The organism is Streptomyces sp. SBT349 (assembly GCF_001083795.1).
In the GTDB taxonomy this organism is placed as follows: Bacteria; Actinomycetota; Actinomycetes; order Streptomycetales; family Streptomycetaceae; genus Streptomyces.
The window spans coordinates 1-26979 of record NZ_LAVK01000065.1; the positions used below are offsets into that span (position 1 = coordinate 1).

The window sequence follows — 26979 nt, forward strand, 5'->3', positions numbered from 1 at the left end:
AAAAAGAGCCCGCGCCCCCCGCCCCCCCCCCCCCCCGCAGGCTCCCAGGAGGACCCGCCATGAGCACCAACCGGCTGCGGCCCAGGCGTTCTTGCCTGGCCGTCCCCGGCAGCAATCCGCGTTTTCTGGAGAAGGCCCGGGGGCTCGCCGCCGACCAGGTCTTCCTCGACCTGGAGGACGCCTGCGCGCCGCTGGCCAAGGAGGGCGCCCGTCACGCAATCGTCGCCGCGCTCAACGAGGGCGGCTGGGCGGGGAAGATCCGCGCGGTGCGGGTCAACGACTGGACGACCGAGTGGACCTACCGCGACGTGATCACCGTGGTCGAGGGCGCCGGCGCGAACCTGGACTGCCTCGTGCTCCCCAAGGTGCAGGACGCGCAGCAGGTGCGGGCCCTCGACCTGCTGCTGACGCAGGTCGAGAAGGCCGTGGGCCTGCCGGTGGGCCGCATCGGCGTCGAGGCGCAGATCGAGAACGCCCAGGGCCTGGTGAACGTGGACGCGATCGCCACCGCCTCGCCCCGGATGGAGGCGCTCGTGTTCGGCCCGGCGGACTTCATGGCGTCGATCAACATGAAGTCCCTGGTGGTCGGCGAGCAGCCGCCCGGGTACCCGGCCGACGCCTACCACTACATCCTGATGCGGATCCTGATGGCCGCCCGCGCCGCCGGGCTCCAGGCGATCGACGGCCCCTACCTCCAGATCCGCGACACCGACGCCTTCCGCGTGGTCGCGGGCAGGTCGGCCGCGCTGGGCTTCGACGGCAAGTGGGTCCTCCACCCGGGCCAGATCGACGCGGCCAACGAGGTCTACTCGCCCGGCCAGGACGACTACGACCGCGCGGAGCTGATCCTCGACGCGTACGCGCACGTCACGTCCGAGGAGGGCGGCGCCAGGGGGGCGGCGATGCTGGGCGACGAGATGATCGACGAGGCGAGCCGGAAGATGGCTCTGGTGATCGCGGGCAAGGGCCGCGCCGCGGGACTGCGCCGCACGCCGACCGACGGGCCGCGGGGAGGCTGAATCCGGGCGCTGGAAACCGGCCGGACGCGGATTTTTACCGAATGATGAAACGAAGGGGGACGGCGCCGCCGGGCGGGCCCACCGGGTGCACACGATCTTGGTGAAAGGGCAACGAACTGCCCGTTCCGGAAAGATGATCTACGTCTCGCAAGGCGCCCGAGAGGCCCGGAACGCCTGTCCTGCCTGGCCGTTCGCGCCTCGACCAGCCCGCTGGCTTGCCGAGTTGTGCCGGGAAACCTATAGCATCGAGTTAGCCGCTTCGCTTCTGACAGGTGCGGCTTCCCACGCTACGAAGGTCTCCCATGCCTTACCGCTCATCTCCCCAGTCCGGCGGCCGGGTACGTCTGGCTCGCGGCGCCTCCCCCTGGCTGCTGCCCACCGTGGCCGCCGCCACCGTCAGCCTGGTGAAGGCGCGCGGATCCCGCCGCTGGGCCGCCGCGGCGGTCCCCACCACCGCCCTGGCCGCGGGCATGCTGTGGTTCTTCCGCGACCCGGAGCGCGAGATCGGCCAGGGCCGCATCATCTCCCCGGCCGACGGCGTGGTGCAGAGCATCACGCCGTGGCACGACGGCCGCACCCGGGTCGCGATCTTCATGAGTCCCCTCAACGTCCATGTGAACCGCGCCCCGGTCGCCGGGACGGTCACCTCCGTCGAGCACATCCCCGGCGGGTACGTCCCGGCGTTCGACAAGGAGAGCGAGAACAACGAGCGGGTGGTCTGGCGGTTCGGCGGTGAGCTCGGCGAACTGGAGATGGTGCAGATCGCCGGTGCCGTGGCCCGCCGGATCGTGCCCTACGTCCCGCAGGGCTGCAAGGTCGAGCAGGGCGACCGGATCGGACTGATCCGGTTCGGCTCCCGCGTCGACGTCTATGTCCCCGAGGGCATCGAGCCCGCCGTCGAGGTCGGAGAGCGCACCACCGCGGGAGTGACACGCCTTGACCGTGATTGACCGCAAGTCACGGGGCAAGTGGGCCGAGGTCGACGACGAGGACGGCGAAGACGACGGCATGCCGTTGTCCATGCGCCTGTCAATAGCGGACACCCTGACGCTGTCGAACGCCACCTGCGGCTTCCTGGCCGTCTACTTCACGACGACCGGCGTGCTCATCCCGCACCTGACCAACAGCGGCGACGCCGGAGTGGTGCGGAACAACGCGGCCACCGCCGTGCTGCTGATGCTGCTCGCCTCCGTCTTCGACCTGTTCGACGGGCTGGTGGCGCGCAAGCTGCGGGCCTCGCCGATGGGCGCCGAGCTGGACAACCTGTCGGACCTGATCAGCTTCGGCCTGGCCCCCGCCTACTTCGTGCTGGTCTGGGGGATGGTCGTCGGCGACGTGCACGAGCCGCTGTCCGCCGTGGCGGCGATCGTGGTGCTGCTGGCGGTGATCCTGCGGCTCGCCAGATTCTCGTGCGTCCAGGTGCCGAGCGGCGTCTTCCAGGGCATGCCGAGCCCCTTCGGCGCGCTGACCGTCGTCTCGATCGTGCTGCTGGAGCTCCCGTTCACGCCGACGCTGCTGGCCATCGTCGGCGTGGCCTGGCTGATGGTAAGCCGTGTGGAGTACCCCAAGCCCCGCGGGACGCTCGCCGTCGCCATGCTCTCCTGGATCGTGCTGAGCATGGCCCTGCTGACCGCCTGGGCGTTCGACGCCCCCGGCGGCCTGCTGATGCTCCAGACGGCCTGCTCGCTCCAGCTGGTGCTGGGCGCGGTGATCCCGCTGTTCGCCATGGTCAGGCGCGTCTACAACTTCAGCAACCACCGCCGAGAGGCCCGCGCCGGCGTCGAGCCCTGACCGCCCCTGGGCCGCCCCTGGGCCGCCGCGGGGCCGCCCCCGCCGGTCCCCGGCGTGGGCGTCTGTCAGTGGCGCGTAGCACAATGGCCCGCATGGAGCTCACCAAGAAGGGCCACGCCTGCGTACGGCTGACCAAGGACGGCCGCACGCTCGTCATCGATCCGGGCGCGTTCAGCGAAGAGGACGCGGCGGCGGGCGCCGACGCGGTGCTGATCACGCACGAGCACCCGGACCACTTCGACGAGGGGCGGCTGCGCGCCGCCCTGGACGGATCGCCGGGCGCCGGGATCTGGGCCCCGAGCGGCGTGGCCGAGAAGCTGACGGCCGCGTTCCCCGGCCGGGTCCACACAGTGGGCCAGGGCGACGCCTTCTCGGCCGCCGGGTTCGAGGTCGAGGCCCATGGTGAGCTGCACGCCGTGATCCACCCCGACCTGCCGCGCGTCCAGAATGTCGGTTTTGTCGTGGACGGCGCGCTCTTCCACCCCGGCGACGCGCTGACCGTTCCCGGTCGTCCCGTCTCCGTGCTGATGCTTCCGCTGCACGCCCCGTGGAGCAAGTTCTCCGAGGTCCTCGACTACGTGCGGGAGGTGGCCCCGGACCGCGCCTACGCGGTGCACGACGGGCTGCTCTCCGAGGCCGGTCTCGCGGTCTACGGGAGGAACCTCGGGCCCCAGGGCCCCGGCACGGGCCCCACCACCTACGCCAGGCTCACGCCCGGCGACTCCGTCGCCGTCTGAATCGTCGGCCCCGCCCCGTCCCCCGTCCCGTCCCGTCCCGTCCACGGCGCCGTCCGCCGCCCCGTCCGAAGAGATCTGCCATGCGTATCGCCACCTGGAACGTCAACTCGATCACCGTCCGCGTCGACCGGCTGCTGGCCTGGCTGGAGCGCAGCGGCACCGATGTGCTGTGCCTTCAGGAGCTCAAGTGCGACGCCGCCGCGTTCCCGTCCGAGCGGCTGCGGGAGGCGGGGTACGAGGCCGCCCTCCACGCCGACGGCCGGTGGAACGGGGTGGCGGTCCTCTCCCGCGTCGGCCTGGAGGACGTCGAGACGGGCCTGAAGGCCGGGCCCGAGTTCGACGGGCGGGCCGAGCCGCGCGCCATAGGGGCCACCTGCGGGGGCGTGCGCGTCTGGTCGGTCTACGTGCCCAACGGCCGCGAGGTGGACCACCCGCACTTCGACTACAAGCTGCGGTGGCTGGAGGCGTTGCGCGAGACCGTCGTCAAGGACGCCGTGGCCGAGCGGCCGTTCGCGGTGCTGGGCGATTTCAACGTGGCGCCGACGGACGAAGACGTGCACGACATCGAGCAGTTCGAGGGCTCCACGCATGTGACGGAGGCCGAGCGGGCCGCGTTGGCCGCCCTGCGGGAGACGGGCCTGACCGATGTGATGCCGCGCCCGCTCAAGTACGACCGGCCTTTCACGTACTGGGACTACCGGCAGCTGTGCTTCCCGAAGAACCGGGGCATGCGCATCGACCTGGTCTACGGGAACCGCGCGTTCGCCGCGGGCGTCCAAGACGCATATGTGGACCGCGAGGAGCGCAAGGGCAAGGGCGCCTCGGACCACGCGCCGGTGGTCGTCGACCTCGACCAAGGTCAGCGGGGGTAGCGCGCCCTGTGGTGCGGGAGGCATGAGGGATGGGACCCTGGAGCGTATGAACATCCCTTTCCTGGACAACTGGCGCAAGAGGCCCGCCGACACAGGCACCGGTGCCTGGTCCGATCCCGAAGGGGTGGCGCAACTGCTCTCGGAGTGCGACCTGCTGCGCGCCAGGGCCCAGCGCGCCGGGGTGGTGCTGGGTGACACCCCGGTCTCGCTGGAGGCGCTCGATCAACTGCTGCCCCGCTGGCGGGACGACCCGGAGGAGCTGCCCGAGCTGGCCAACGACGCGGGCCTGTACCTGGGCACGGTGATCGTGCGCACGGTGCCGGGCGCGCAGTGGGGCCCGGGGCCGGACGGCAGACCCGTGGTGGTGATGGCGTCGGGCCGCCAGGTGGACGTGGTGACCGCGGGCCAGGAGTGGGCGGACATCGGCACCCCCGAGCTGTCGCAGCTGTACGCCGAGGTCGCCGAGTCCTGAGCCCCGAGTCCTGAGCCCCGAGTCCTGAGCCGGTCCCGGACGGGGAGCGCTCACTCGGGCATGGCCTCCTCCGGCGCCCCGCGCGCCAGGGTGGCGAGGGTGTCGAGCGCGTCGGCGAGCACGCCGTGGGGCGGGTTGCCGAGGGCGAGCCGCACGGCGTGGGGGGCGTGACCCGCGCCCACGGTGAACGCGGCGGCGGGCGCGACGGCGATGCCGCGGCGGGCGGCCGCCGCGACGAAGGTCTCCGCCCGCCAGGGGCCCGGCAGTTCCCACCAGCAGTGGTAGCTCCGCGGGTCGGCGCGCACCGCGAACCCGGCCAGCCGGGCGGACCTGAGGCGTTGGCGTTCGGCCGCGTCGAGGCGCTTGGCGTGCGCGATGGCGGCGGCGGTGCCGTCGGTGATCCACTGGACGGCGGCCTCCAGGGCGAACCGGGGCGCGGTCCAGGCGCCCGAGCGGAGCGCCGAGGCGAGGGGCTCGACGAGGTCGGCCGGCGCGACGGCGAAGCCCACGGTCAGGCCGGGGGCGAGGCGCTTCGACAGGCTGTCCAGCAGGATGGTGCGCTCGGGCGCGAGGGCGGCGAGCGGCGGCACGTCGTCGCGCAGGAAGCCGTGGACGGCGTCCTCGACGGCGGTGAGGCCGGTCCCGCGCAGCGTGTGGACCAGGTCGAGTCTGCGGTGTTCGGGCATGGTCGTGCCCAGCGGGTTGTGCAGGGCGGGCTGGAGGTAGACGGCGCGCAACGGCGGCGCTTCGGCGATCGCGTCGGGCCGCAGGCCGTGTTCGTCCATGGCGAGGGGGACGAGGGTGATGCCGAGGCGGGCGGCGACGCCCTTGACGACGGGGTAGGTGAGCCGTTCCACGCCGAGCCGCTCCCCCGGTGGAACGGTGGCGGCCAGCGCGGCGGCGATGGCCTGTTTGCCGTTGCCCGCGAAGAGGACCCGGCCGGGGGACGGCGCCCACCCGGCCCGGGTGAGGAGGGTCGCGGCGGCGTCCCGCGCGGCGGGCGTGCCGGTCGCTCCGGCGACGCCGAGGCGCGCGGCGAGCACACCGGGGCGGGTCAGGCGCGCCAGCCCCTCGGCGAGCGGCCCCTCCTGGCCCGGCAGGACGGGGAAGTTGAGCTCCAGGTCGACGCGGGCGGCGGCGGGCTCGCTCAGCGCGGGCTCGGGGGGCGGTGGCGCGGCCCGCACGAAGGTGCCGCGGCCGACCTCGCCGACGACCAGACCGCGGCGGCCGAGCTCGCCGTAGACGCGGGCGGCGGTGGAGGTGGCGATGCCCTGGCGGCGGGCGAACGAGCGCTGGGGCGGCAGCCGTTCGCCCTGACGGAGCCGGCCGGCCGTGATGTCGGCGGCCAGCCGGTCGGCGATCAGGCGGTAGTCGTCCATCGCATCCCCGGACTCTCGAACCCTCGGACTCTCGAACCCTCGGGGCTCATTGCACCGAGGTCAATGTTCTTATTGCACCGATATATTGCTCCGCATAGCATCGATGCGTCAAGGCGGTACGCACCGAAGGACTTCCCATGACCGACATCACCATCGGCTACGACGACGAGGGCGAGAGGGAGGGGGAGCCGCTGGTGCTCGTGCACGGACACCCCTTCGACCGCACCATGTGGGCCCCGCAGGTCAGGACCTTCAGCCGGGCCGGCTGGCGCGTGGTGGCTCCCGACCTGCGCGGATACGGACGGAGCACGGTCGTTCCCGGCAGCACGACCCTCACCGCCTTCGCCGGGGACATCGTGGCGCTGCTCGACCGCCTCGGCGTCGAACGGTGCGTGCTGGGCGGGCTGTCGATGGGCGGGCAGATCGTCATGGAGCTGTACCGCCTCTTCCCCGAGCGCGTCACCGCCCTGGTGCTGGCCGACACCTTCGCCGCCGCGGAGACCGAGCAGGGCAGGGCCGCGCGCCGCGCGACGGCCGACCGGCTGGTGCGCGAGGGCATGGGCCCCTACGCCGAGGAGGCCCTGCCCAGCATGGTGGCTCCCGGCACGGTGGCGACGCTGCCCGGGGTCGCCGCGCACGTGCTGCGGATGATGCGCGGCGCGCCGCCCGAGGGTGCGGCGGCGGCGCTGCGGGGGCGGGCGGAGCGGCCCGACTACCTGGGGATGCTGCCGCGCGTCGCGGTGCCCACGCTGGTCGTGGTGGGCGGCGAGGACGTGTTCACCACGGTCACCGACGCGAAGGTGCTCCACGAGCGGATCCCAGGCGCGGAGCTGGCGATCATCCCCGGCGCCGGGCACCTGCCGAACCTGGAGCGCCCGGCCGCGTTCGACGCGGCGCTCCGCGGCTTCCTGGCCGCGCTGCCGCCCTCGGGTGCGCTCAGCCGCCGAAGATGATGGCGTACTCCAGGCGCCACCGGTCGCCCAGCACCACGGTGTCGGAGGTCTCCACCGGGCGGTCGTCCTCGTCGTAGTGGGTGCGCTCGACGACGGTGAGGCACTGGCCCGGGGTGCAGCCGAGCGCCTCGGCCTCCGGGCTGGTCGCGGGCCGCGAGCCGACGACCTCCCGGGCGTGGGCGACGTGGATGCCGATCGCGGCGAACCGGCCGCGGACGCCGCGGCGTGCGTAGGGGCCGCGCTCGGGGAAGGTCACCTCCGTTCCCTCGGTGAGGGCCAACGGTTCCCAGCTGGTGGCGAGTTGAAGAGGGTTGCGGTCGGCGAGGTATTCGTACTGGGTGCACATGACGCGCTCCCCCTGGCAGACCCCGAGGCGCTCGGCGATGCCGGGCGGGGCGACGGTGGTGGTGGAGATCGCCTCCCAGGCGAGGTCGGGCTCGCACGCCACGGCGCCGTCGTTGACGCTGACCCGGGCGGCCAGCGGCGTGTCCGCGGCGTCGGTGGAGCGCACCAGCGCCCCGATCGGCGCGCGGTCGCTGACGAACACGCCCCGGCCGAACTGCCCGGTGGCGTACCCGGCGGCCTTCAGCACCCGCACCGCGCGGTCCACCGTCTGGTCGCTGGCCCGGTAGACCCGCTTGAGCTCGGCCCTCGACGGAATCCGTGCCCCCACCACGAGCGTCCCCTCGTCGATCCGGCGCCGCAGATCGTCCGCGATTCGCTGGTACATCGGCCGGGTCTCGCCCATCCCCGTCTCCTTCCGCGGGCCTGGCGGCCCTACGTTCCCCACCCGCCAGGCTACGTCACCAGGTGTCAGGCATCCTTACTCGTGGTGAGCTTCGGCTGAGGGGTGGTCGCGCTGCGTGTGACGTCCTTGACCAGTTCGACCACATCGGGGCCGTAGGCCTGGGAGTTGACCACCTTGAGCAGCAGGACGAAGTTGCCCCCGGAGCCGTACTTGCGGCCGAGCTTGGTGTGGTACTTGGCGAGGTAACGGGTGGCGGCCTGGGCCGTGATGGAGCGCTGGCCGCAGGCGAGGAAGACCGGGCGGCCCTGCTGCCCCGCGGTGAGCCGGGCCAGCAGCACGTGTTCGACCGAGCCGTTCTCCAGCCGGTAGCGCTCGGTGCCGACGAGGAACGCGCCCCGGTCGGGGCCCGGCTCGGCGTCGGTGTTCACGGCGACGCCGGGGAGCAGGCTGTGGAGGTGGGCGGCCATGCGGCGGTTGGACATGGGGCCTCCGATGCAGAACTCGGTGCGCTCACCGAAGCCCTGCCGCGCGGTCTCGCCGGATATGACCTGCGCCTTGGCCCCGCAGTTCTTGATGACCGCCGCCAGTTCGAGGAGCGCGAACACGTCGTTGCGCGCCACCGCCCCGTCCGTCCCGGTGTCCCGGCTGACCACCAGCAGGCACTCGGAGTTCTCCGGCAGGCCGAAGAAGACCTGGAGGCGGCTCAGCGCGCGGTCGTGACCGTGCCCGCGCAGGAACCAGCCGAGCAGCAGCGCGACGACCGCGGTCGCGGCCACGGCGATGAGGAGCGTACGCACGTCGTCATTCATGGCCGGGAATCTACCGGCGCCGTGCGGAGCGGACGACCCCCGGCCGGACGTTGCCTCGAACGGGGCCGCGACGAACGTCACCCGCCGCACGTCACCCGGCGGTGCCGCCCGGATGCCGCCCGGATGCCGCACGGGCGGGGGCGGGGGCGGCGACCGGGGGGTCGGCCACGTGGGTGCGACGCTCTTGCCACGGTGAGTGACGGAATCTACGGTCGAGTCCCACGGGTCGACCGTGGCACCCCGCCACGGAGACGGGAGCGACTGATGGCGCTTGCGGTGCGAGCCGCGCTGGTCCAGGCGAGCTGGACCGGTGACATGGAGTCGATGATCGCCAAGCACGAGGAGCACGCCCGGGAGGCCGCGCGCCGGGGGGCGCGCGTGATGGGCTTCCAGGAGGTGTTCAACGCGCCGTACTTCTGCCAGGTGCAGGAGGCGGAGCACTACCGCTGGGCGGAGCCGGTGCCGCAGGGGCCGACGGTGGCCCGGATGCGGGAGCTGGCACGGGAGACGGGCATGGTGCTGGTGGTGCCGGTCTTCGAGGCCGAGGACGCCGGGCACTACTACAACACGGCCGCCGTCATCGACGCGGACGGCCGCTACCTGGGCAAGTACCGCAAGCACCACATCCCGCAGCTGCGGGGGTTCTGGGAGAAGTTCTACTTCCGCCCGGGGAACCTGGGCTGGCCCGTCTTCGACACGGCGGTGGGCCGGATCGGCGTGTACATCTGCTACGACCGGCACTTCCCCGAGGGCTGGCGGGCCCTCGGGCTGGCCGGGGCGCAGCTCGTCTACAACCCGTCGGCGACCTCGCGCGGCCTGTCCGCATACCTGTGGCGGCTGGAACAGCCGGCGGCGGCCGTGGCCAACGAGTACTTCGTGGCCGCGATCAACCGGGTCGGCCGCGAGCCCTACGGCGACAACGACTTCTACGGCTCCAGCTACTTCGTGGATCCCCGTGGCCGCTTCGTCGGGGAGGTCGCCGACGACACCGAGGAGGAACTGGTCGTGCGCGATCTCGACTTCGGGCTGATCGAGGAGGTGCGGCAGCAGTGGGCGTTCTACCGCGACCGCCGCCCGGACGCCTACGACGGGCTGGTGCGCCCATGACCGGGCCCGCGCGAGCCGGAGCACAGGCCGGAACGACGCACGCCGGCGCGCGGTCCGAGTCGCCCCCCGGCGCGCGCTCCGGGGCGCCGTCCGGGGGGTCGTCCGGGGGGTCGGAGGAGCTGCTGCGCCGGCACGAGGGCGTGCTGCCGGAGTGGCTGGCGCTCTACTACGAGCGGCCCATCGAGCTGACGCGCGGCGAGGGGCGCCATGTGTGGGACGCCCAGGGGAACCGTTATCTCGACTTCTTCGGCGGCATCCTCACCACCATGACCGAGCACGCGCTGCCGGCGGTGACCAGGGCGGTCGCCGAACAGGCCGCGCGGATGGTGCACTCCTCGACGCTGTACCTGAACCGGCCGATGATCGAGCTGGCCGAGCGCGTCGCCGCGCTCTCCGGAATCCCGGACGCGCGGGTCTTCTTCACCGCCTCGGGCACCGAGGCCAACGACACGGCGCTGATGCTGGCCACGGCGTACCGGCGGTCCAACCAGGTGCTGGCGATGCGCAACAGCTACCACGGACGTTCCTTCACCGCGGTCGGCATCACCGGGAACGCGGCGTGGTCGCCGACCAGCCTCTCGCCGCTCCGGACCCTCTACGTGCACGGCGGGGTCCGCACGCGCGGCCCGTTCGCGGCCCTGGGGGACGCGGAGTTCATCGCGGCCTGCGACGAGGACCTGCGCGATGTGCTGACCCAGACGCGCGGGGGCGTGGCCGCGCTGATCGCCGAGCCGGTCCAGGGGGTCGGCGGCTTCACCTCGGGCCCCGACGGGCTGTTCGCCGCGTTCCGCGAACGGCTGTCCGCCGAGGGGATCCTGTGGATCAGCGACGAGGTGCAGACCGGCTGGGGACGGACCGGGGACCACTTCTGGGGGTGGCAGGCGCACGCGGGCAACGGTCCGCCGGACATGCTGACGTTCGCCAAGGGCATCGGCAACGGGATGTCGATCGGCGGCGTGGTGGCCCGGGCCGAGGTGATGAACTGCTTCGACACCAACTCCATCTCGACCTTCGGCGGCAGCCCGGTGACGATGGCGGCGGGCCTGGCCAACCTGGCGCATCTGCTGGAGCACGACCTCCAGGGCAACGCCCGGCGCGTGGGCGCCCTGCTCATCGAACGGATCAGGAGCGCGGTCGGAGGGCTCGACCTGGTGCGCGAGGTGCGCGGGCGGGGGCTGATGATCGGCGTCGAGCTGGTGACCCCCGGCACCGACGCGAGCTGCCCGAGGGCGGCCTCGCTGGTGCTGGAGGCGGCGCGGGAGGCGGGGCTGCTGCTGGGCAAGGGCGGGGGGCCCGGCGGCAGCGTGCTGCGGATCGCGCCGCCGCTGAGCCTGACGACCCAGGAGGCGGAGCAGGGCGCCGAGATGCTGGCGCGCGCACTGCGCGAGACGCGGGAGAGGCTGGTCGCGTGAGGGCGCGACGGCGCGAGGGCGCGACGCGTGGCGCGGTGGCACCGTGACCCGGTGACGCGCGGCCCGGTGGCGCCGTGACCCATGACCCGTGGCGCGCGGCGCGCTGGCGCCGTGGCGCGCGGCCCGCTGGCGCCGTCGGCCCACTGGCCCGGTGGCGCCGTCGGCCCGTGGCCCGGTGACCCGTGGCGCCGTGACGCGCGGCCGGTGGCCCCGTCGCGCCGTGACGCGCGGCCCGGTGGGGCCGTGGCCCGCGGACCGTAGCGCGGTGGCCCCGTGGCCCGTAACCCGTAACCCGTAACCCGTCGCGCCGTGGCCCGGTGGCGCCGTGGTGGGGTGTGTCAGCCGCCGGGGCGGGGGTCTGGGACGGGGCCCGCCCGGCGCAGGGCCGTGGCCACGGTGGCGCTGCGCAGCAGCGAGTGCACGGCCTCCGGCTCGGCGCCCATCGCGGCGGCGACGTCGGGCAGCGGGTAGCCGAGCAGGTGGTGCAGCGCGAACGCGTCGTACTCGGCGTGGCTGAGCGCCTGCCACGGCCGCGGCGGTCTGCGGGCGCGGACGCGGGTGGCGAACAGCGACCACGCGTAGGCGGCGGGGTCGGGGTGGCTCAGCACGTGGCGCCACCGTGTGAACAGCTGCTCGAAGACGGCTCCCACGGCCTCGTCGGCCGCCGTGTCCGGCAGGTGGAGGCGGGCGTAGCTGAGGTAGCGCGGGCGGTGCAGGGCGAGGAACGCCTCGCAGTCCGGCGGCAGTTGGCGGGCGGACTGCCCGATGGCGGGGTCCATCGTCGTGGTCTCCGGCTCCTGGTCTCCGGGGCGGGTCCCCCGGGTGGGTCCCCGGGGTGCGGTGCTGACCGAGCTCTCGGCGGGGGGGGGGGGGGGCGGCCCCCCCCCCCCCCCCCGCCGTTCCGTTTCCGGGGGACCGCCGCTCGCGCGGGTCTCCGCTCGCCGGCGTCTACAGGTAGGGCCCCGAGCGGGCGCCGCCGTGCGACTCGTCCTCGCCGGGGCCCTCGTCGCCCAGCGCGCCGGGCGGCAGCGCCCGCCGCATCTGCTCCAACTGCGCCCGCGCCGCCATCTGCTGGGCGAACAGCGCCGTCTGGATGCCGTGGAACAGGCCCTCCAGCCAGCCCACCAGCTGCGCCTGGGCGATCCGCAGCTCGGCCTCCGTCGGCACGCTGTCGTGGGTGAACGGGAGCGACAGCCGCCCCAGCTCGTCCACCAGCTCCGGCGCCAGGCCCTCCTCCAGCTCCTTGACCGAGCTGGCGTGGATCTCGCGCAGCCGCGCCCGGCTCGCCTCGTCGAGCGGAGCGGACTTGACCTCCTCAAGCAGCTGCTTGATCATGCTGCCGATCCGCATGACCTTCGCCGGTTGCTCCACCATCTCGGTCACGGGGATCTCGGACTGCTCGCCGTCCTCCCCCTTCCCGCGGGGCGCGGCACCACTGAGCGCCATCCCGTCCGGCCCCACGACGAGGATCTGCGAGTTCTCTTGCGGTGGTTCATTCCTCGGCTGAGTCATACCCCCATCATGCAACGCCCCTCACCCGGTCCGCCTCGCGAGGTGGATGCGCGAGCGCGTCAGGAGCGCGGCGAGCAGGCAGGCCACCAGCGGCACCACGACGATGAGCTGCGCGAACGTCGCCCACGGCAGTTCGAGGAAGAGCTCGGGCCGCGGACCGGCCTCCCAGCCCTCGTCCCACGCCTCCTGCCAGGAGTCCACCGCCGACCGGTGTTCCGCCAGCCGCAGCCCGATGGCGGGGACCAGCCCCGAGACCGCGCCCAGCAGGACGCCCATCGCGGCGATCAGGCCGCACTGGAGTCCGGAGAGGGTACGGCGCACCCGCGGCGTGGCGCCCACGGAGGCCAGGGTGGCGAGGTCGGCCTCGGAGTCGGCCTGGGCGAGGCCGGTGGCTATCCCGGCGGCGCCCAGCGTGATGATCATGGCCCCCAGCGCCAGGATCAGCAGCCCGGTCGAGACGTCGCTCTCGTAACCGTCCTCGACGAACAGCCACGGCGGCGAGCCGAACTCCTCGTCCAGCGCCGCGTTCAGCGCCTGCTCCTCGCCGTCGCTCGGGGTCCGCGTGGTGGAGAGGTAGACGCCCGTCGAGGCGACGGCCAGGTCGGCGGCCTCGGCCGTCTCCGGCGCGACGAGGGCGGCGAGGCCGTAGCCGTCGGCGTCCACCCGGTGGGCGGTGAAGGTCACCGTGGAACCGGGCTCGCCCGCGGGCGAGTTGTCACCGTTCCACTCCTGGGGAGGCTCCTCGAACACCTGGAGGGTGACCTCGCCGTCCTCGTCGACGTACTGGTCACCGAAGACGAGCGCCTCCCCGCGTTCCAGCGCCTCGGCCGCCTCGCGGTGCGTGGCACCGGTGACGCCGACCACGCTCAGCAGCTCGGGTCCCGCGACGGTGAGGGCGTTCTCCGCGATCATCATCTCGCCGCCGGAGTCGCAGCGCGGGTCCTCCAGCCAGCGGCGGCGCTCCTCGGCGCTCAGGCTGACGGGGTCCTCGCTCCACAGGAGGCAGCGCTGCTCGGGAGGGGTCACCAGCCAGCCCTGGCCGCAGGCGGTCTCGCCGCCGCCCCAGGGGTCGCAGCCGGGAGCGCCGGGGCGGACGGTGCCGGCGTCGGCGCGCAGGTCCACGGGCAGCTCCCGCTCGGCGAGGGTGCCCGCCCTGGCGATGTCGGCCTCGGTCTCGGCGGTGTCGGCGCTGATGTGGACGGTGCCGGCGGGGAGCCTCGCGATGTACGCGGACCTGTCCTCGGCGTCCGCGCTGGCCATCACGGTGGCGACGGCGACGGTGCCCGCGACGGCGGCCAGCACGGCGGCCACCGCGGGGGCGGTGCGGCCCCGGTTGCGGGTGGCGTCGCGCAGGGCGAGCCGTCCCGAGAGCGGCAGGAAACGGCTGAGCCGGCCGAACGCGCCGACCAGCGCGGGGGTGAGGGCCACCAGGCCGAGCTCGGCGAGGATCGAGCCCGCGGACACGGCCACCGCGCTGTCCATGGTCAGGCCGCCGACGATCGCGAGCGTGGCCCCGGCCGCCAGCGCGACCGCTCCCACGACCGGGAGGGCGCGCCCGGTCCTCCGGACGCCGCGGCGCCCCGCGAGCGAGGCGAGGACGCTGCCGCGGGAGGCGTTGATCGCGGGGATGAGCGCGGCGAGGAGCCCCACGAGGACCGCGAGCCCGGCGATCCCGGCCAGTTCGGGGACGCGGAAGTCCCAGGCGCCGAGGCGGGCGCCGGTCTGGTTCTCCAGCAGCGGGTGGGCGGCCAGGGTCAGGGCGACGCCGCCGACGACGCCGATGACGGCGGCCACGGCGCCGAGCACCACACCGCTGGAGAGCATGACGGCCCGCAGGTGGCGGCGGTCGCCGCCGTTGGCGCCGATCAGGCCCAGCTGGCGGCGGGAGCGACGGGCCCCGACCGCGAAGGCCGGCCCGGCGAGGAGGCAGATCTCCAGGATCACCAGCGAGACGACGGTGACGGCGACCACCACGACCATGGGGTCGGCCTCGCCCTCGTACGGGGCGTACTCCCCCGGTGACACCTCGCCCGACGCGAAGAGCGGCACGTCGGCGTCGGGGGGCGGCGAGGCGATCACGTCCTTCGACTCGCCCGCCAGGCCCCGTTCGTTGGCCGCCATGACCATGTCCCAGGTGACGCCGCCGTCCGGCACGTCCACCAGGAACCTCGCGGGTCCGCTCTCGCCGAACGGCACCCGCGCGCCCTCGGGCAGCGGCAGGAGCGCGCCCGGCGAGCCGAGGACCTCCGCGTCGCCGAGGCCGCCGGGCAGCTCGTAGGCGCCGGTGATCCGATAGGAGCCGGTGCCTTCCTCGACGCGCAGCTCGGAGCCGACGCGCAGCCCGCTCTCGTCGAGGAACGCCTGGGTGGCGGCGACCTCGCCGCTCTCGCGGGGGAAGTGGCCGCGGAGCAGGGTGAGCATGCCCCCGGTGAGGGGGTGCGCCGCGTCGATCTCGCGGAAACGGGTGTCCATCAGGCCGGACCTGCTGTGCACGATGCCCGTCTCGCGGCGCTCGGCCAGCACCTCGGTCCCGGGCGGCAGCGCCTCTTCGAGCGCGGCGGCGGTCTCGCCGACCGGCCTGTCCCGGGCGTCCTCCCACGCGCCGTCCGGCGTCCAGTGGGCGTAGCCGCGGGCGGGCGCCTGCTGGACCGGCTGGCCGCCGGTCTGCGGCTCGAACCAGGCGTCCGCCCGGCCCATCAGGCGGGTGTACTCCTCCTCCCGCGAGAGCTCGCCGCTGCGGAACGCCACGTCGGCGGCCGTCACGCCGAGGATGGGCAGGGCGATCATGGCGACCACGAGGGCGCTGCGCCCCTTGGCGCGCAGCGCGTCGCGGCGGGCGACCCGCAGGGCGAGCCGCCAGGTGGTCCACGCGCTCACCTGGCTCCCCCGCCCGCGAGCAGGGATTCGGCGGTGCCGCTGACGGACTGGTCGACGACCGTGCCGTCCCGCAGGAAGACCACCCGGTCCGCCCAGGCCGCGTAGCGGGACTCGTGGGTGACCAGCACGACCGCCGCGCCCTCGTCGCAGCGCTTGCGGAGCAGGGCGAGGACGGCCTCGCCGGTCTCGGAGTCCAGGGCGCCGGTCGGCTCGTCGGCGAGGACGAGGCGGCGGTCGCCGACCAGCGCACGGGCGATGGCCACGCGCTGCTGCTGGCCGCCGGACATCTCGTCGGGGAAGCGGTCGGCCAGCTCGGGCAGGCGGATCTCCTCCAGCGCGGCCTGCGCCTCGCGGCGGGCCCTGCGCGCGGGAACGCCGTCGAGCTCGCGGGGGAGCGCGATGTTCTCGGCCGCGGTGAGGGCCGGTATCAGGTTGTAGTCCTGGAAGACGTAGCCGACGCTGGTGCGGCGCACCTTGGCCAGGGCGGCCCGGCGCAGGCCGCCGAGCTCCTGGCCCTCGACCAGGACCTCGCCGCCGGTGGCGGTGTCGAGGCCGCCGGCCAGGGTGAGGAGCGTGGACTTCCCCGAGCCCGAGGGGCCCATGACGGCGACGAACTCCCCGGTGGCGACGGTCAGGTCGACGCCACGGAGCGCCTGGACGGTGGCGATGCCGCTGCCGAACTCGCGGGTGAGCCCCCTGAGCTGGAGCACGGGCCCGGTGGTGCGGGTGGTGCCGGTGGTGTCGGTGGTGGTCATGACGGGGTCCCCCCTCGGGCCGTCGTCGAGTCGGCGGGCCGTGAGGGCCCCTCCGGGTCGGGCGGGGCCCCGGATCCGCCGCTCCGGCCGGTGCCCTGCCGCGCGAGGTTCGCCGCGATCCGGACCAGGCGTGACTCGCAGTGGCCGAGCCATCGGATCTCGGCCTCGGCGTAGAAGATGAGCTGTTCGAGAACGAGCAGCCAGGCGACGTCGTCGGTGGAGTCCGGCTCGTTGGCGAGGGCACGGGCCTTCAGCCGGGTGTAGTCCTGCATGGCCCGGAGCGTGTGGTGACGCTGCGCCTGGATGATGCGGCTCACGTCGGCGCGCGGGCTGCCAACGGCCATGGCCAGCTTGATGGCGAGCTCGTCCCGGGACGGCTGGGTCCTGTCGACGGGGCTGGAGAACCAGCCGGCCAGCTCCTGCCGCCCCTCGGCGGTGATCGCGTAGAGCTGCTGCTTGGCCTCGCCGCCGCCCTCCGGAACGATGAGGCCGTCCCGTTCGAGACGGCCGAGTGTGGTGTAGACCTGCCCGATGTTGAGGGGCCAGGTGGCGCCGGTTCTCGATTCGAAGTCGGCGCGGAGCTGCGAGCCGTAACGGGGCCCACTCTCCAGCAGGGCGAGAAGCCCGAAGCGGATCGACATACCGCGTATGTATACCGAGTATGCAGCCCGCTGGCAAGCGGCGGGGCGGGGAGCGCGCGGGCGGGAGAACCAGGCGGTGGGCGGCCACGTCTCATGGGTACCGGCCATGGGCACCGGCCCGTCCGGCCTGGGGAGACACCTGCCCGAGATGCCGGATATGCCCGGATGTGTGACGCTGGTTACATCGTCGGAGCAGCGTGTGTGAAGGGTGCGGGACTGTGAGGGTGTGGGTGGGAATCGCGATGGCCGCGGCGGCCGTCATAGCCCTGTTCGTTCCTTCCGCCGTGGCGGGTAGCGCCTCGGACGGGGGCGGGGCGCCGCGGGTCGCCCAGGAGCGGCTCATGACCGCGGCCGAGGAGAGGCGGGAGCCTCCACCGAACGAGAGCGGCGGCGAACCGGACCGGTTCGCCGCCAGGCCGGGCGGCGAGGTGCTGCCCGTGCTGCCACTCGGCGCCGGACTCGCCTGCCTCGGCCTCGGCATAGGCGCCCTCGGCCTCCGCCTCCGCCGCGCGTGAGCTCTCCGGGGCGGCTTCCACGCCTGGCTTAGGTGGCCGGCGGTCGCCCGGGTGTCCGTCTCGTGCGAATGCACGAAAAGAGGCACCTACGGGGGGAGGGTTCGTGGGTGTTCGCCGTCCCGGTGACCGGCCAGTTTGTCGGGTGGATGAGGTGGGTGTCCGGACGGGCGCAGCGGATGACGGCCGTCTGGGGTCGGTCTGTTCGCTGTGGCTGGGGTGGCGCGCAGCTGCTGCCGCCTCTGTGTGCCCTTGTTGGGTATTCGCCGGGCCGGTGGGGGTCGTTGCCCAACCGGGCCGTGGTGGCGGTGCGCGGTCGTCTGCCCTATTGGGCATCTGGAGGTGGGGACTGTTCTGAAACGCGAAACACTTCGTTTTAAACAGAGTGTTGAAAACAGATCGTGCGCCGTTTGAAAACAGTCCCCGCCCTCCGATGCCCGATAGGGCAACGAACCCACCGGCCCGCTACATAAGCCCCGGCGGCGCGCGGATGACGACGAATACGTGCGGCCAGAGCAGGCCCGAAGGGTGCGCGCCACCCCAGCCACAGCAAACAGACCGACCCAAGACCAGAGTCATCCGCCGCGCCCGTCCGGACACCCACCTCATCCAAGAGACCACTGGCCGGTCACCGGGACGGCGAACACCCACGAACCCTCCCCCCGTAGGTGCCTCTTTTCGTGCATCCGAACGAGAGCCGACACCCGGCCAAGCCCGCGCCACCTAAGCCAGGCGTAGAAGCCGCAAGAGACCCCGGCCCGCGGATGCGCGTCCGCCGACCGGGGCCTCGCCCTGTGCCGTGCCGTGCCGTGCCGATCAGCCGTTGGTGATCTCGATGTCGTCGATGAACGCGTCGAAGCCGCCGGTGGCCTGGTTCCGGTCGTAGCCGATCAGGATCGTGTCGATGGTCTTGCCCGCCAGCGCCGGGCCGAACTCGCTCTCGATCGTGGTCCAGGAGCCGACCGTGCCCTTGGGCGCGGCAGGGTGCATGTCGATGCCGTCCGTGGTGGTGGCGGCGCTGGCGCGCAGCGTGGTGCCGTCGGTGAGGACGAAGTCGACCGAGACGTGCCGGCCGCCCTCGTTCTTCGGGAGGAAGCCGTAGGAGAGCCCGGTCTCCGCCGTCACCGGGATGTCCACGTCGAACGCCTGCATGTAGGCGTAGGAGTGGGCGGTGGTGGGCGTGGTGCCCTGGATGCGCAGCGCCGAGGCCCCGCCGAGGTGGTCGGCGCCGGTGGCCACGCCGAGTGCGGGCCCGCCCCCGCCGCCGGGGCCGGTCACATTGGCCGTGCCACCTGGGCCGGGGGTGTTGGTCCAGGTGGGCTGGGCGTCGACCTCCTGTTCCACGCCGGTGCGAAGGAACACCGGGCCCTCGCTGAGCGGGATGGGTACCTCCTGGACGAGCGGCTCCTCGCCGGTGATCATCCTGCTCGCCCTGGCCGCCAGGCGCAGATAGAAGTCGGACGAGACGAACTCCCCGTCGGAACTCGTGGTCTGGAAATACTGGTCGGTGGGAATCATGGAGGAATCGGAGGCGGCGGGCGCGATATTCGTCGCCTCGTCGTACTCGTCGAACATGGCGATGAATGCCTGCGGAATTCCGAGCTCGCGGAGGTTGACCGCCTGCTGCCACATGAAATCGCCGCTGTCGCGCGGTATCTGGTTCCGCTCGCCGCCGTTCCAGTTGGCCCACGAGAACCCGGGGTAGATCACCGGCAGATAGTCCTGCCCCCGGCCGGCGAGGTCGTCGCGGTCGGCGGTGAGCGTGGGGGTCAGGTCGCCCCGGCTGCCGACGAACCAGGGGGAGATCATGTCGAACGCCTGGTACACCGGCGTGAAGCCCGGCTTCGAGTTGGCCTCGGTGCGCCATCCCGAGGGCACGGCGCCGATCACATACGTGCCCTGCTCCTTGAACCACTCGACCACGCGCAGGGCGGTCTCGGCGGTGCCGGGGCGGTTGCTGAAGCCGAAGCCGAAGATGGCCACGACGGGCTTGCCGTCCTCGTGCGCGTAGGAGGGCGAGTCCGGCAGGTTCAGCGTGCCGTTGATCGTGTCCGTCCAGTCGTTCTTCAGGGTCTCCTCGACGTTGTCGTCGGTGAGGCCGCTGATGTCGTACTCCAGGTAGAACCCCCGGTCGTGGGCCTCCGCCGCGTCGCGCGCCCTGCCGGTGATGGCGTCGCGCTGCTGCTTGCGCAGGGGCACCACCATGTCCTGGCCGAAGCGCTGGAGGGCGGCGCCGTCGATGCCGTACTCCTCCATCCAGGCGAAGTGCTGGTCCACCACCTCGGTGGGGAACGAGGAGAAGAGCGTGGCGGGATCGCCGTTGCCGAGCGGTGCGTAGCCCGTCGGGAAATGCGCGGACTCCGGGTAGGCGGTCATCTCCGGCCACATCTCGAACGTCTGGTTGCCGGGAGAGGGCTGTGAACCCGCCCAGTGGCGCCAGTCGTTGATGGGTGAGCCGTCGCCCGCGGCGGAGAACCAGCCCTGGTAACCGGCGTAGACCTGGTTCCTGATCGAGTGGTGGCTGTCCGCCTTCGCGTCGGCGTCGGCGTCGGCGTCGGCGCTCGCCTCGGGGAGGGCGGTGACGCCGACGACAAGTCCGGTGACGAGAAGCAGCGCCATTCCGTAGAGCGTGAGGGGCAGCCGGAGGATCTCTCTGCGTCGATGCACGGTTTCACCTCGGTCGGGGGCGTGGGGGACGTCGAACGTTCGATTATGTAAGTCCAATGGATTGGCTAAGTCAATGAGTTCGACACTCTGGCTTGGGAATTGCTAATTCCTCTACGACCGACCATGGCAAGTTAGTCCTTTTACGCTCGCCGACGCTGCGCGCATGGATTCCCCGGGGGAGAATCCACCATGAGCAGGACAGCACTCATCGTGATCGACATGGTCAACGCGTATCAGCACGAGGACGCCGGGCTGCTGATTCCCTCGGTGCGCAGGGCGCTGCCCGGAATGCGCCGGGCCATCGGCCGGGCGCGGAGCGAGGGCACCGACGTCATCTACGTCAACGACAACTTCGGCCGGTGGCGCTCCCAGCACGACGAACTCCTGGAGACCGTGCTGAGCGGGCCGCACGCCGACCTGGTGGAGCCCGTCCGGCCCGACGGCACGTCACTGTTCGTCGTGAAGGCGCGGCACTCCATCTTCTACGAGACGCCGCTCTCCTATCTGCTCAGCCAGCACGGCATCGGCCACATCGTGCTGTCCGGGCAGGTCACCGAGCAGTGCGTGCTCTACTCGGCGCTCGACGCCCACATCCGGCACCTGGACGTCACGGTGCTGGAGGACGGCGTCGCCCACATCCACGCGGACCTCGCCGACGCCGCGTTGCGCATGATGGAGCGCAACATGGGCGCGCGCATCACCTCGTCGGCCGATCCGGACCTCTACCGTTCCGGTTCCCCCTCCGGCGGGCGGCCGTCCTGACGCGCCGCGACCGGAACACGGCGGGCCCCTTCCCCGGAACGTCCCCGGCGGTGATCCTGTACCAGAAACCCCCACGGGAACACGTGCCCCACTGAGGAGATGTCCCATGTCGCCACAGGTCTCGCGACGGACGGTGCTCACCGTCCTCGGCGCCACCGCCGGCTCCCTTCCGCTGGCCGCCGGCGCCCCCGCCGCCGCCTCCGAGTCGGTCCAGGCGGACCCCCTCCGCTTCTACCTCGGCGCCTATACCGGCGGCGACGGCGACCGGGGCATCGGGGTGGCCACGGCGGACGAGGGCACCGGCTCGCTGACGCTCGACGCGGTGGTGCCGACGGCGGACCCGTCGTTCCTCGCCCTCTCCGGCGCGGCCACCGTCCTGTACGCGGTCAACGAGACGACCGACGGCGACGTCTCCGCGTTCTCCCTCGCCGAGGACGGCACCGTGGCCGGCGCGCTCGGCGCCTCCCCCTCCGGCGGCGACTTCCCCTGCCACCTCGCCGTGCACCCCGGCGGGCGCCACGTGTTCACCGCCAACTACGGCTCCGGCACCGTGGCGGTCGTGGCGCTCGGCGACGACGGCGCCCCGGGAGAGGTCCTCCAGATCGTGCAGCACACCGGCTCGGGCCCCGACCCCGACCGGCAGGAGGGCCCCCACGCCCACATGGTGCTGCCGACCGCGGACGGCGGGCGGCTGTTCGCGGTCGACCTGGGGACCGACTCGGTCCACGTCTACGCCTTCGACCCCGCCGGCGGGCAGCTCACCTCCGAGACGGAGTCCCCGATGCCCCCCGGCTCGGGCCCCCGGCACCTCGCCTTCCACCCCGGCGGGCGCACGGCCTACGTGCTGGGCGAGCTGGACTCCACGCTCACCACCTGCGCCTACGACCCCGGCACGGGCTCCCTCACTCCCGGGGCGGTCGCCTCCACCCTCCCGGACGGCACCTCCCCCGGGGGGAACGCGCCCGCCGAGATCCTGGTGTCGGGCGACGGCCGGTTCGTGTACACGTCCAACCGCGGCCATGACAGCATCGCCGTCTTCGGCACCGAGGGCGCGGACGAGACCGAGCCCCGCCCGCTCGGCCACCACCCCTGCGGGGGCGCGGCGCCCCGCCACATGGCGTTCGACTCCACGGAGGCGTACCTGTACGTCGCCAACCAGGACACCGGGACCGTGGCCGTCTTCGCCAGGGACGCCGCCACCGGCGGCCTCACCCCGGTCGGGGAGGCGCTGGAGTACCCGCGGGTGGTCTGCGTCCTCCCCGCGGTCCCCGCCTAGGCACGGGGACGGCCCCGCCGCCCGAGCCGTTCGCCCCGCCGACGCCGCCGGGGCCGCGGCTGCGGGCGCCCCCGGCCGTTATCACGGCCACCTGTCGGCCCCCGCCGCACCGTGCGAGGCGCATCCTGGACCCATGCCCGGTCCCGACGCATCCGCATCAGCCGCCACAGCCACCCCGGCGGTCGCCGCCGCCCGCGCGAACGCCGCGCGCCCCGCCCATTCGAGTCCGCGCCTCGCGGCCCTGGCGGGGCTGCTCGCCGACGAGACCAGGGCGCGCTTCTGCCTGACGCTGCTGGACGGCCGCGCCTGGACGGCCGGGGAACTCGCCCGCTCCGCGGGGGTGGCCGCCTCCACGGCGAGCGAGCACCTCTCGAAGCTGGTCCACGGCGGCCTGCTGACCGAGGAGCGGCACGGCCGCTTCCGCTACGTGCGGCTGGCGAACCCCGGGGCCGCGCACCTCGTCGAGGAGCTGGTCTCCCACGCGGCGCCGGAGGCCGAGGCGCCGCGCGGCCTGCGGGCGGTGCGCGCGAGCGCCGCCATGGCGCGCGGCAGGACCTGCTACGACCACCTCGCGGGGCGGCTCGGCACCACGCTCACGGAGGCGCTGACGGAGCGCCAACTGCTCGACCAGCGCTGCGGGTTCGCCCTCACCGGCGCCGGGCTGCGGTGGTTCGGCGACCTCGGCCTCGATCCGCGCGGCGCCCGCGGGCGGCCCGTGGCGCGCGGCTGCCTGGACTGGACGGAGCGCACGCTGCACCTCGCGGGCGCCGCCGGGGCCGCGCTCTGCCGCCACGCGTTCGACGCCGGATGGTGCGAGCGCACGGGGACGGAACGGGCGGTGCGGGTGACGGATGACGGCGAACGGGCGCTGCGCGACCTGCTCGGCATCGCCCCCGGAATACTCCGCTGACCGCGGCACGCGAACGGCCTAGGGTCACCCCATGACGACCTCGTCGGACGCCGGCACCCGCCGGCAGAACTGGCCGGCCATAGCGGCGGCGGGCATCAGCGTGCTGCTGTGGGCCTCGGCCTTCGTCTCGATCCGCAGCGCGGGCGAGGCCTACTCGCCGGGGGCGCTGGCGCTCGGCCGGCTGCTCGCCGCGTCCCTGGTGCTGGTCGCGATCTGCCTGGTGCGGCGCGTCGGACTGCCGCCGAGGGCGGCCTGGCCCGGCATCCTCCTGTCGGGCGCCGTGTGGTTCGGCGCGTACATGGTCACGCTCAACTGGGGCGAGCGCGAGGTCGACGCGGGCACCGCCTCCATGATCGTCAACGTGGGTCCGATCCTCATCGCGCTGCTGAGCCGCAGGCTGCTGGGCGAGGGTCTGCCGCGTCGGCTGGTGGCGGGCATGGCCGTGTCCTTCGCCGGGGCCGCGGTGGTGGGCGTCTCGACGTCCGACGCGGAGAACGCCTCGGCGCTCGGCGTCGCCCTCTGCCTGCTGGCCGCGCTGTCCTACGCGGTCGGCGTGATCGCGCAGAAGCCCGCGCTCCGGCACGCGGGCGCGCTCCAGGTGACGACGTTCGCCTGCCTCACCGGCACCCTCGCCTGCCTGCCGTTCACCGGTGTGCTGATCTCCGAGGTGCCCGACGCCCCGGGGTCCGCGACGCTCAACATGCTCTACCTGGGCGTCTTCCCCACCGCCCTGGCGTTCACCACCTGGGCGTTCGCGCTGGCCAGGACGACCGCGGGCCGCCTCGGCGCCACCACCTACGTGGTGCCCGCGCTGGTCGTGCTGATGGCGTGGCTGGCCCTGGACGAGGTCCCCGGGCCGCTGACACTCGCCGGTGGCGCGCTGTGCCTGGCCGGCGTCGCGGTCGCCCGCTACGGCTCCCGCCCGGCCCCGCCCTCCCCCCGGGAGAACGCCGGTCCCCTCGCCGAGGAGCCCGCCGAGGAGCCCGCCGGGGCGCGGACCGCGCCGGCCGGGTCAGACCTTCCGCAGGCGGGCGGCCAGGGGCGGTGAGTGGTAGGCGGGCACCTGGCCGCCCACCCAGTTCTCCAGGTCGGGGCGGTGCGGGCGGGCGCCGCCCAGCACGTACAGGATGACGAGCAGCAGCGCGCCCCCGCCCGTGATGGCCAGCACGATGCCGGTGGTGACATGGAACCCGGCCGGGAAGCCCTTGTCCTCCGCGAAGTGCAGCAGCACCGGGCCGATGAGGAACGCGGCCTCGGACCGCAGCAGTTCGACCAGCGCGAAGATCGAGCCGATCGCCACCGCGGGCACGGACAGGCCCGCGAGGAAGAGGCCGGGCGTCACCCCCGCCCCGGCGCCGTAGCCGAGGAAGACGGAGGCGACGGGGACGATGACGGAGGCGTTCGAGGTGGAGAGCGTCAGCAGGATGACGGCTCCCACGGCGATGCTGAGAAGGCCCGACAGGGCGAGGAGCGGGGTCCAGCGGGTCATCAGCACCCGCCGGAAGATCAGCGCGGCGACCGCGACCCCGACGATCTGGGCCGTGAGCAGCGCCCCCACGCGGACCGGGCTCCACCGCGCCTCGGCGATCAGGTACGCCTCGGTCAGCTCGATCAGCGTGGTGAACGTGGCGCCCGCGATCATGGCCCCGGCGATTCCGGCGACCGGCAGGGTGTTGCTGATGGGCCGCACCGGCATCAGGGGGTTCTTCAGGCGGTACTGGCTGGCCACCAGCAGCACGCCGATCAGGACGCCCGCGATGAGCGGGAGCAGGAACACCAGGCTGCCGAAGGTGCTGCGCGTCAGCCACGCGACGCCGAAGAACGGGAGCGCGGTCGCGGCGAGGGCGGGCGGCATGGCCAGCCAGTCGAAGGAGGCGCCCGGGTTCAGCGGCTCGTTCGGCCGGAAGGTGAGGACTCCGACGAAGAGCCCGGCCACGGCGACCAGGGTGAGGATGGTGAACAGCAGCCGCCAGTTCCCCGTGTCGCCGATGAGCCCGCCCACCAGCGGGCCGAGCGTCACCATGCCGAAGAGGCCGAGGCTGACGACGGCGGCCGTGGTCGGCAGCTCGCCGATCTTGCGGCCGGTGATCAGCGGCGGCAGCGCGACGACCAGCAGCAGCCCGGTGAACAGGCCCTGGAGGATGAGCCCGGTGGAGAACTGCCCGATGCCCTTGGCGCTCAGCGCCACCACCGAGGCGACGATGAAGCCGATCTCGCAGATGAAGTAGACCCGGCGCCTCGGCAGCCGCTGGATGAGGTCGGCCGCCGCGACCGCCCCGAAGGCGTACCCCGCGTTGGACAGGCCGATCGCCACTTGCAGCTCGAACGGCGTGGCCCGCAGGTCCCTCAGCAGCACCGGCGCCATCAGGCTGGTCGCGGTGGTGAGCACGAGGAACGGCACGAGCGCGAGCAGCACGAGCGTCGCCGCGGCGGCGTAGCTTCCGGCCCAGGGAACTGAGGTGAGGAAGGGCGGCACTGAGGAGCGGGACCGCATGTCGCCTCCGAGGTCGGTGGTGGCGCGGCGCCCGCGGTCTGCCTGGGCGGGCGCCGGCCCAGCGTACGGCCCGGTGATCTTCCGGGCGGGGAACTGACACGCCGTCACGCGCGGGGCGCCCGGAGCGCGGCCTAGGGGGTCGGGGTATCCCCTCGGACGCATTCCAGCAGGTAGTCCTCCGTGTCCGGGTCGACGGTGATGCCGTGGGTCTCGCTGCGGAACCCGGGGAACCTCCGGTCGAACGCCTCCAGTGCGCCGAGGTAGCGCAGCAGCGGGGATCCGGCGCCGCCGATCGCCTCGCCCCGCATCAGCACGGGGATGCCGGGCGGGGTGACGGTGACCATCGCCGCGGCGACGCGGCCCACCGCGGCGGCGAGCCCGACGCGTTCGGTCCCGCCGCGGATCAGCCGCTGGTAGCACCACTGGGGCGGGGCGACCGGCTCGGGCAGCTCGTGGAACGCGGCGTCGAGCAGCCCGACGAGGTCGGCCTCGCGCAGGTGGTCGTGCATGGAACGGCACAGGCCGCTGAGCGTCAGGCCGTCGTAGCGGCGTGGGTGGCGCGCGAGGAGACCGGGGAGGACGCGTTCGAGGGGGGCGTCGGAGTCGAAGAGCGCCTTGAAGTCGGTCAGGGCGTCCAGCAGCGTGCCCCACTTGCCCTTGGTGATGCCCATGGAGAACAGGACGAGGGTGCTGTAGCTGTCCGTCTTCTCCACCACGGCAGCAGCGTCTCGCGGTAGGTCCTGGCCGCCGCGGCGATCCTGCCCGCGATGAAGGCCGGGGTGTCCTCCAGCGGCCAGACATAGCCGCTCACCGTCTCCGCCACCCACAGCGGCAGCGCGTCGAGTTCCTCGTCGGCGCCGTCCGCCATGACGAGGAGGACGGGAAGGCCGGTGAAGCGGCGCCCGATCTCGCGCAGCACGGCGGTGGAACCGGGAAGGTCCCACGCCACCAGGGCGGCGGCGAGCCCCGCCTCCGTGCGCAGCACGGCGCGGGCGTCCGCCTCGGTCGCGGCCCAGCGCGCCTCGAACCCGTGACCGGCCACCGCCTGGCCGATTCTGCGCATCTGCTCGCCGCCGGCTCCGCTCCCGCCCGGATCGTTCCGCCGTGCCAGCAGAACCGTCCCACCGACCATGTCGCCCCGCCCCCCGGACTCAACGGACCTCCGCCCGGTCAGTATTCAGAGGCGCGAGGGGGATGGCGTCCGGCCGACGCGCAAACCACCCGGGAGAGGGAATGTGAACGGGGGCGTCAGCCGGCGGGGGGCGGCTCCGGGG

Annotated in this window: 25 protein-coding genes and 1 pseudogene; 14 read left to right on the top strand and 12 right to left on the bottom strand. The window is 73.4% G+C overall.

The genetic code is table 11. The features are described from left to right. Positions 1-59: 59 nt before the first annotated feature. The 6 genes from ADY01_RS10935 (at position 60) to ADY01_RS10960 (ending at position 4891) form a co-directional block, all read left to right on the top strand. Positions 60-1019, top strand: coding sequence for an HpcH/HpaI aldolase/citrate lyase family protein (locus ADY01_RS10935; protein ID WP_063784190.1), 960 nt, complete (start codon positions 60-62; stop codon positions 1017-1019). Between the two features lie 302 nt (positions 1020-1321). Continuing rightward, positions 1322-1969 (top strand): phosphatidylserine decarboxylase, encoded by a 648-nt coding sequence (locus ADY01_RS10940; protein ID WP_049569856.1) that lies wholly within the window; start codon positions 1322-1324, stop codon positions 1967-1969. After that, positions 1956-2810 (top strand): CDP-diacylglycerol--serine O-phosphatidyltransferase, encoded by an 855-nt coding sequence (gene pssA, locus ADY01_RS10945; RefSeq protein WP_078900188.1) that lies wholly within the window; start codon positions 1956-1958, stop codon positions 2808-2810. Before ADY01_RS10940 ends, pssA begins: the two co-directional genes overlap by 14 nt. Positions 2811-2902: 92 nt before the next feature. Beyond that, on the top strand, positions 2903-3547 hold the full coding sequence (locus ADY01_RS10950) for an MBL fold metallo-hydrolase (protein WP_049569861.1): 645 nt from the start codon (positions 2903-2905) through the stop codon (positions 3545-3547). An 80-nt stretch (positions 3548-3627) separates the two neighbouring features. Next, complete coding sequence (locus ADY01_RS10955) at positions 3628-4419, top strand: exodeoxyribonuclease III (RefSeq protein ID WP_049569864.1); 792 nt, start codon at positions 3628-3630, stop codon at positions 4417-4419. A gap of 46 nt (positions 4420-4465) precedes the next feature. Next, positions 4466-4891: a DUF6278 family protein gene (locus ADY01_RS10960; protein ID WP_049569867.1), complete on the top strand. Its 426-nt coding sequence runs from the start codon at positions 4466-4468 to the stop codon at positions 4889-4891. A 50-nt stretch (positions 4892-4941) separates the two neighbouring features. On the opposite strand, the gene ADY01_RS10965 is transcribed toward ADY01_RS10960, so the two are convergent. Next, positions 4942-6270 (bottom strand): PLP-dependent aminotransferase family protein, encoded by a 1329-nt coding sequence (locus ADY01_RS10965; RefSeq protein WP_049569870.1) that lies wholly within the window; start codon positions 6268-6270, stop codon positions 4942-4944. A 137-nt stretch (positions 6271-6407) separates the two neighbouring features. Between ADY01_RS10965 and ADY01_RS10970 the strand changes: the two genes are divergently transcribed. After that, positions 6408-7223: an alpha/beta fold hydrolase gene (locus tag ADY01_RS10970; RefSeq protein WP_049569873.1), complete on the top strand. Its 816-nt coding sequence runs from the start codon at positions 6408-6410 to the stop codon at positions 7221-7223. Here ADY01_RS10970 and ADY01_RS10975 read toward each other — a convergent pair. Together ADY01_RS10975 and ADY01_RS10980 are read right to left on the bottom strand one after the other, a co-directional pair. Beyond that, positions 7207-7971, bottom strand: coding sequence for a GntR family transcriptional regulator (locus tag ADY01_RS10975; RefSeq protein ID WP_049569876.1), 765 nt, complete (start codon positions 7969-7971; stop codon positions 7207-7209). The two genes, ADY01_RS10970 and ADY01_RS10975, sit on opposite strands and share 17 nt — an antisense overlap. Before the next feature lie 65 nt (positions 7972-8036). Then, a complete protein-coding gene (locus tag ADY01_RS10980; RefSeq protein ID WP_049569877.1) occupies positions 8037-8780 on the bottom strand; it encodes a hypothetical protein in 744 nt (247 codons plus the stop codon). Between the two features lie 264 nt (positions 8781-9044). On the opposite strand from ADY01_RS10980, the gene ADY01_RS10985 reads away from it, so the two are divergent. Together ADY01_RS10985 and ADY01_RS10990 are read left to right on the top strand one after the other, a co-directional pair. Beyond that, positions 9045-9887 (top strand): nitrilase-related carbon-nitrogen hydrolase, encoded by an 843-nt coding sequence (locus tag ADY01_RS10985; protein WP_049569880.1) that lies wholly within the window; start codon positions 9045-9047, stop codon positions 9885-9887. Beyond that, the gene (locus ADY01_RS10990; RefSeq protein ID WP_078900189.1) at positions 9884-11299 is read left to right on the top strand and encodes an aspartate aminotransferase family protein; all 1416 of its coding nucleotides are present in this window, start codon (positions 9884-9886) and stop codon (positions 11297-11299) included. The genes ADY01_RS10985 and ADY01_RS10990 overlap by 4 nt, the downstream gene beginning before the upstream one ends. Before the next feature lie 338 nt (positions 11300-11637). Here ADY01_RS10990 and ADY01_RS35970 read toward each other — a convergent pair whose 3' ends face one another. The 5 genes from ADY01_RS35970 to ADY01_RS11015 form a co-directional block, all read right to left on the bottom strand. Beyond that, the gene (locus ADY01_RS35970; RefSeq protein ID WP_053170699.1) at positions 11638-12078 is read right to left on the bottom strand and encodes a hypothetical protein; all 441 of its coding nucleotides are present in this window, start codon (positions 12076-12078) and stop codon (positions 11638-11640) included. Positions 12079-12247: 169 nt separating this feature from the next. After that, entirely contained in the window at positions 12248-12811 is a 564-nt protein-coding gene (locus ADY01_RS11000; protein WP_049569884.1) for a bacterial proteasome activator family protein, read from the bottom strand. A gap of 21 nt (positions 12812-12832) precedes the next feature. Continuing rightward, positions 12833-15688 carry an FtsX-like permease family protein gene (locus ADY01_RS11005; RefSeq protein ID WP_049569887.1) on the bottom strand — a complete coding sequence of 952 codons (2856 nt, stop codon included), beginning with the start codon at positions 15686-15688 and terminating at the stop codon, positions 12833-12835. Then, positions 15685-16443 (bottom strand): ABC transporter ATP-binding protein, encoded by a 759-nt coding sequence (locus tag ADY01_RS11010; RefSeq protein WP_049569889.1) that lies wholly within the window; start codon positions 16441-16443, stop codon positions 15685-15687. Before ADY01_RS11010 ends, ADY01_RS11005 begins: the two co-directional genes overlap by 4 nt. Further along, entirely contained in the window at positions 16440-17084 is a 645-nt protein-coding gene (locus tag ADY01_RS11015; RefSeq protein WP_049569893.1) for a PadR family transcriptional regulator, read from the bottom strand. Before ADY01_RS11015 ends, ADY01_RS11010 begins: the two co-directional genes overlap by 4 nt. Positions 17085-17314: 230 nt before the next feature. Here ADY01_RS11015 and ADY01_RS11020 point away from each other — a divergent pair, with 230 nt between their 5' ends. After that, positions 17315-17599: a hypothetical protein gene (locus ADY01_RS11020; protein ID WP_159001129.1), complete on the top strand. Its 285-nt coding sequence runs from the start codon at positions 17315-17317 to the stop codon at positions 17597-17599. 813 nt (positions 17600-18412) lie between these two features. On the opposite strand, the gene ADY01_RS11025 is transcribed toward ADY01_RS11020, so the two are convergent. Continuing rightward, positions 18413-20263 (bottom strand): glycoside hydrolase family 71/99-like protein, encoded by a 1851-nt coding sequence (locus ADY01_RS11025; protein ID WP_107081700.1) that lies wholly within the window; start codon positions 20261-20263, stop codon positions 18413-18415. Between the two features lie 189 nt (positions 20264-20452). Between ADY01_RS11025 and ADY01_RS11030 the strand changes: the two genes are divergently transcribed. From ADY01_RS11030 to ADY01_RS11045, 4 genes are all read left to right on the top strand, one after another. After that, the gene (locus ADY01_RS11030; protein WP_049569898.1) at positions 20453-21025 is read left to right on the top strand and encodes a cysteine hydrolase family protein; all 573 of its coding nucleotides are present in this window, start codon (positions 20453-20455) and stop codon (positions 21023-21025) included. A gap of 106 nt (positions 21026-21131) precedes the next feature. Further along, positions 21132-22301: a lactonase family protein gene (locus tag ADY01_RS11035; protein WP_053170702.1), complete on the top strand. Its 1170-nt coding sequence runs from the start codon at positions 21132-21134 to the stop codon at positions 22299-22301. Positions 22302-22434: 133 nt separating this feature from the next. Next, positions 22435-23211 carry an ArsR/SmtB family transcription factor gene (locus ADY01_RS11040; RefSeq protein ID WP_078900190.1) on the top strand — a complete coding sequence of 259 codons (777 nt, stop codon included), beginning with the start codon at positions 22435-22437 and terminating at the stop codon, positions 23209-23211. 31 nt (positions 23212-23242) lie between these two features. Continuing rightward, positions 23243-24259, top strand: a complete 1017-nt coding sequence (locus ADY01_RS11045; protein WP_049569901.1) for a DMT family transporter — start codon at positions 23243-23245, stop codon at positions 24257-24259. Here the strand turns inward: ADY01_RS11045 and ADY01_RS11050 are convergent. The 3 genes and pseudogenes from ADY01_RS11050 to ADY01_RS40470 all read right to left on the bottom strand — a co-directional run bounded on the left by ADY01_RS11050 (position 24224) and on the right by ADY01_RS40470 (position 26837). After that, positions 24224-25705 carry an MFS transporter gene (locus ADY01_RS11050; protein ID WP_049569924.1) on the bottom strand — a complete coding sequence of 494 codons (1482 nt, stop codon included), beginning with the start codon at positions 25703-25705 and terminating at the stop codon, positions 24224-24226. The genes ADY01_RS11045 and ADY01_RS11050 overlap by 36 nt on opposite strands. A gap of 131 nt (positions 25706-25836) precedes the next feature. After that, positions 25837-26421 (bottom strand): annotated as a pseudogene (locus tag ADY01_RS36875) (arginine decarboxylase); the annotation flags it as partial. After that, positions 26331-26837 carry an Orn/Lys/Arg decarboxylase N-terminal domain-containing protein gene (locus ADY01_RS40470; RefSeq protein ID WP_049569907.1) on the bottom strand — a complete coding sequence of 169 codons (507 nt, stop codon included), beginning with the start codon at positions 26835-26837 and terminating at the stop codon, positions 26331-26333. The gene ADY01_RS40470 and the pseudogene ADY01_RS36875, both read right to left, overlap by 91 nt. Between the last annotated feature and the right edge of the window lie 142 nt (positions 26838-26979).

Bases quoted from the DNA above. Each gene is read 5' to 3' on its own strand.
- ADY01_RS10935 (WP_063784190.1), top strand. From the start codon at position 60: ATGAGCACCAACCGGCTGCGGCCCAGGCGTTCTTGCCTGGCCGTCCCC.
- ADY01_RS10940 (WP_049569856.1), top strand. From the start codon at position 1,322: ATGCCTTACCGCTCATCTCCCCAGTCCGGCGGCCGGGTACGTCTGGCT.
- ADY01_RS10950 (WP_049569861.1), top strand. From the start codon at position 2,903: ATGGAGCTCACCAAGAAGGGCCACGCCTGCGTACGGCTGACCAAGGAC.
- ADY01_RS10955 (WP_049569864.1), top strand. From the start codon at position 3,628: ATGCGTATCGCCACCTGGAACGTCAACTCGATCACCGTCCGCGTCGAC.
- ADY01_RS10960 (WP_049569867.1), top strand. From the start codon at position 4,466: ATGAACATCCCTTTCCTGGACAACTGGCGCAAGAGGCCCGCCGACACA.
- ADY01_RS10965 (WP_049569870.1), bottom strand. From the start codon at position 6,270: ATGGACGACTACCGCCTGATCGCCGACCGGCTGGCCGCCGACATCACG.
- ADY01_RS10970 (WP_049569873.1), top strand. From the start codon at position 6,408: ATGACCGACATCACCATCGGCTACGACGACGAGGGCGAGAGGGAGGGG.
- ADY01_RS10975 (WP_049569876.1), bottom strand. From the start codon at position 7,971: ATGGGCGAGACCCGGCCGATGTACCAGCGAATCGCGGACGATCTGCGG.
- ADY01_RS10980 (WP_049569877.1), bottom strand. From the start codon at position 8,780: ATGAATGACGACGTGCGTACGCTCCTCATCGCCGTGGCCGCGACCGCG.
- ADY01_RS10985 (WP_049569880.1), top strand. From the start codon at position 9,045: ATGGCGCTTGCGGTGCGAGCCGCGCTGGTCCAGGCGAGCTGGACCGGT.
- ADY01_RS10990 (WP_078900189.1), top strand. From the start codon at position 9,884: ATGACCGGGCCCGCGCGAGCCGGAGCACAGGCCGGAACGACGCACGCC.
- ADY01_RS35970 (WP_053170699.1), bottom strand. From the start codon at position 12,078: ATGGACCCCGCCATCGGGCAGTCCGCCCGCCAACTGCCGCCGGACTGC.
- ADY01_RS11000 (WP_049569884.1), bottom strand. From the start codon at position 12,811: ATGACTCAGCCGAGGAATGAACCACCGCAAGAGAACTCGCAGATCCTC.
- ADY01_RS11010 (WP_049569889.1), bottom strand. From the start codon at position 16,443: ATGACCACCACCGACACCACCGGCACCACCCGCACCACCGGGCCCGTG.
- ADY01_RS11015 (WP_049569893.1), bottom strand. From the start codon at position 17,084: ATGTCGATCCGCTTCGGGCTTCTCGCCCTGCTGGAGAGTGGGCCCCGT.
- ADY01_RS11030 (WP_049569898.1), top strand. From the start codon at position 20,453: ATGAGCAGGACAGCACTCATCGTGATCGACATGGTCAACGCGTATCAG.
- ADY01_RS11035 (WP_053170702.1), top strand. From the start codon at position 21,132: ATGTCGCCACAGGTCTCGCGACGGACGGTGCTCACCGTCCTCGGCGCC.
- ADY01_RS11040 (WP_078900190.1), top strand. From the start codon at position 22,435: ATGCCCGGTCCCGACGCATCCGCATCAGCCGCCACAGCCACCCCGGCG.
- ADY01_RS11045 (WP_049569901.1), top strand. From the start codon at position 23,243: ATGACGACCTCGTCGGACGCCGGCACCCGCCGGCAGAACTGGCCGGCC.
- ADY01_RS11050 (WP_049569924.1), bottom strand. From the start codon at position 25,705: ATGCGGTCCCGCTCCTCAGTGCCGCCCTTCCTCACCTCAGTTCCCTGG.
- ADY01_RS40470 (WP_049569907.1), bottom strand. From the start codon at position 26,837: ATGGTCGGTGGGACGGTTCTGCTGGCACGGCGGAACGATCCGGGCGGG.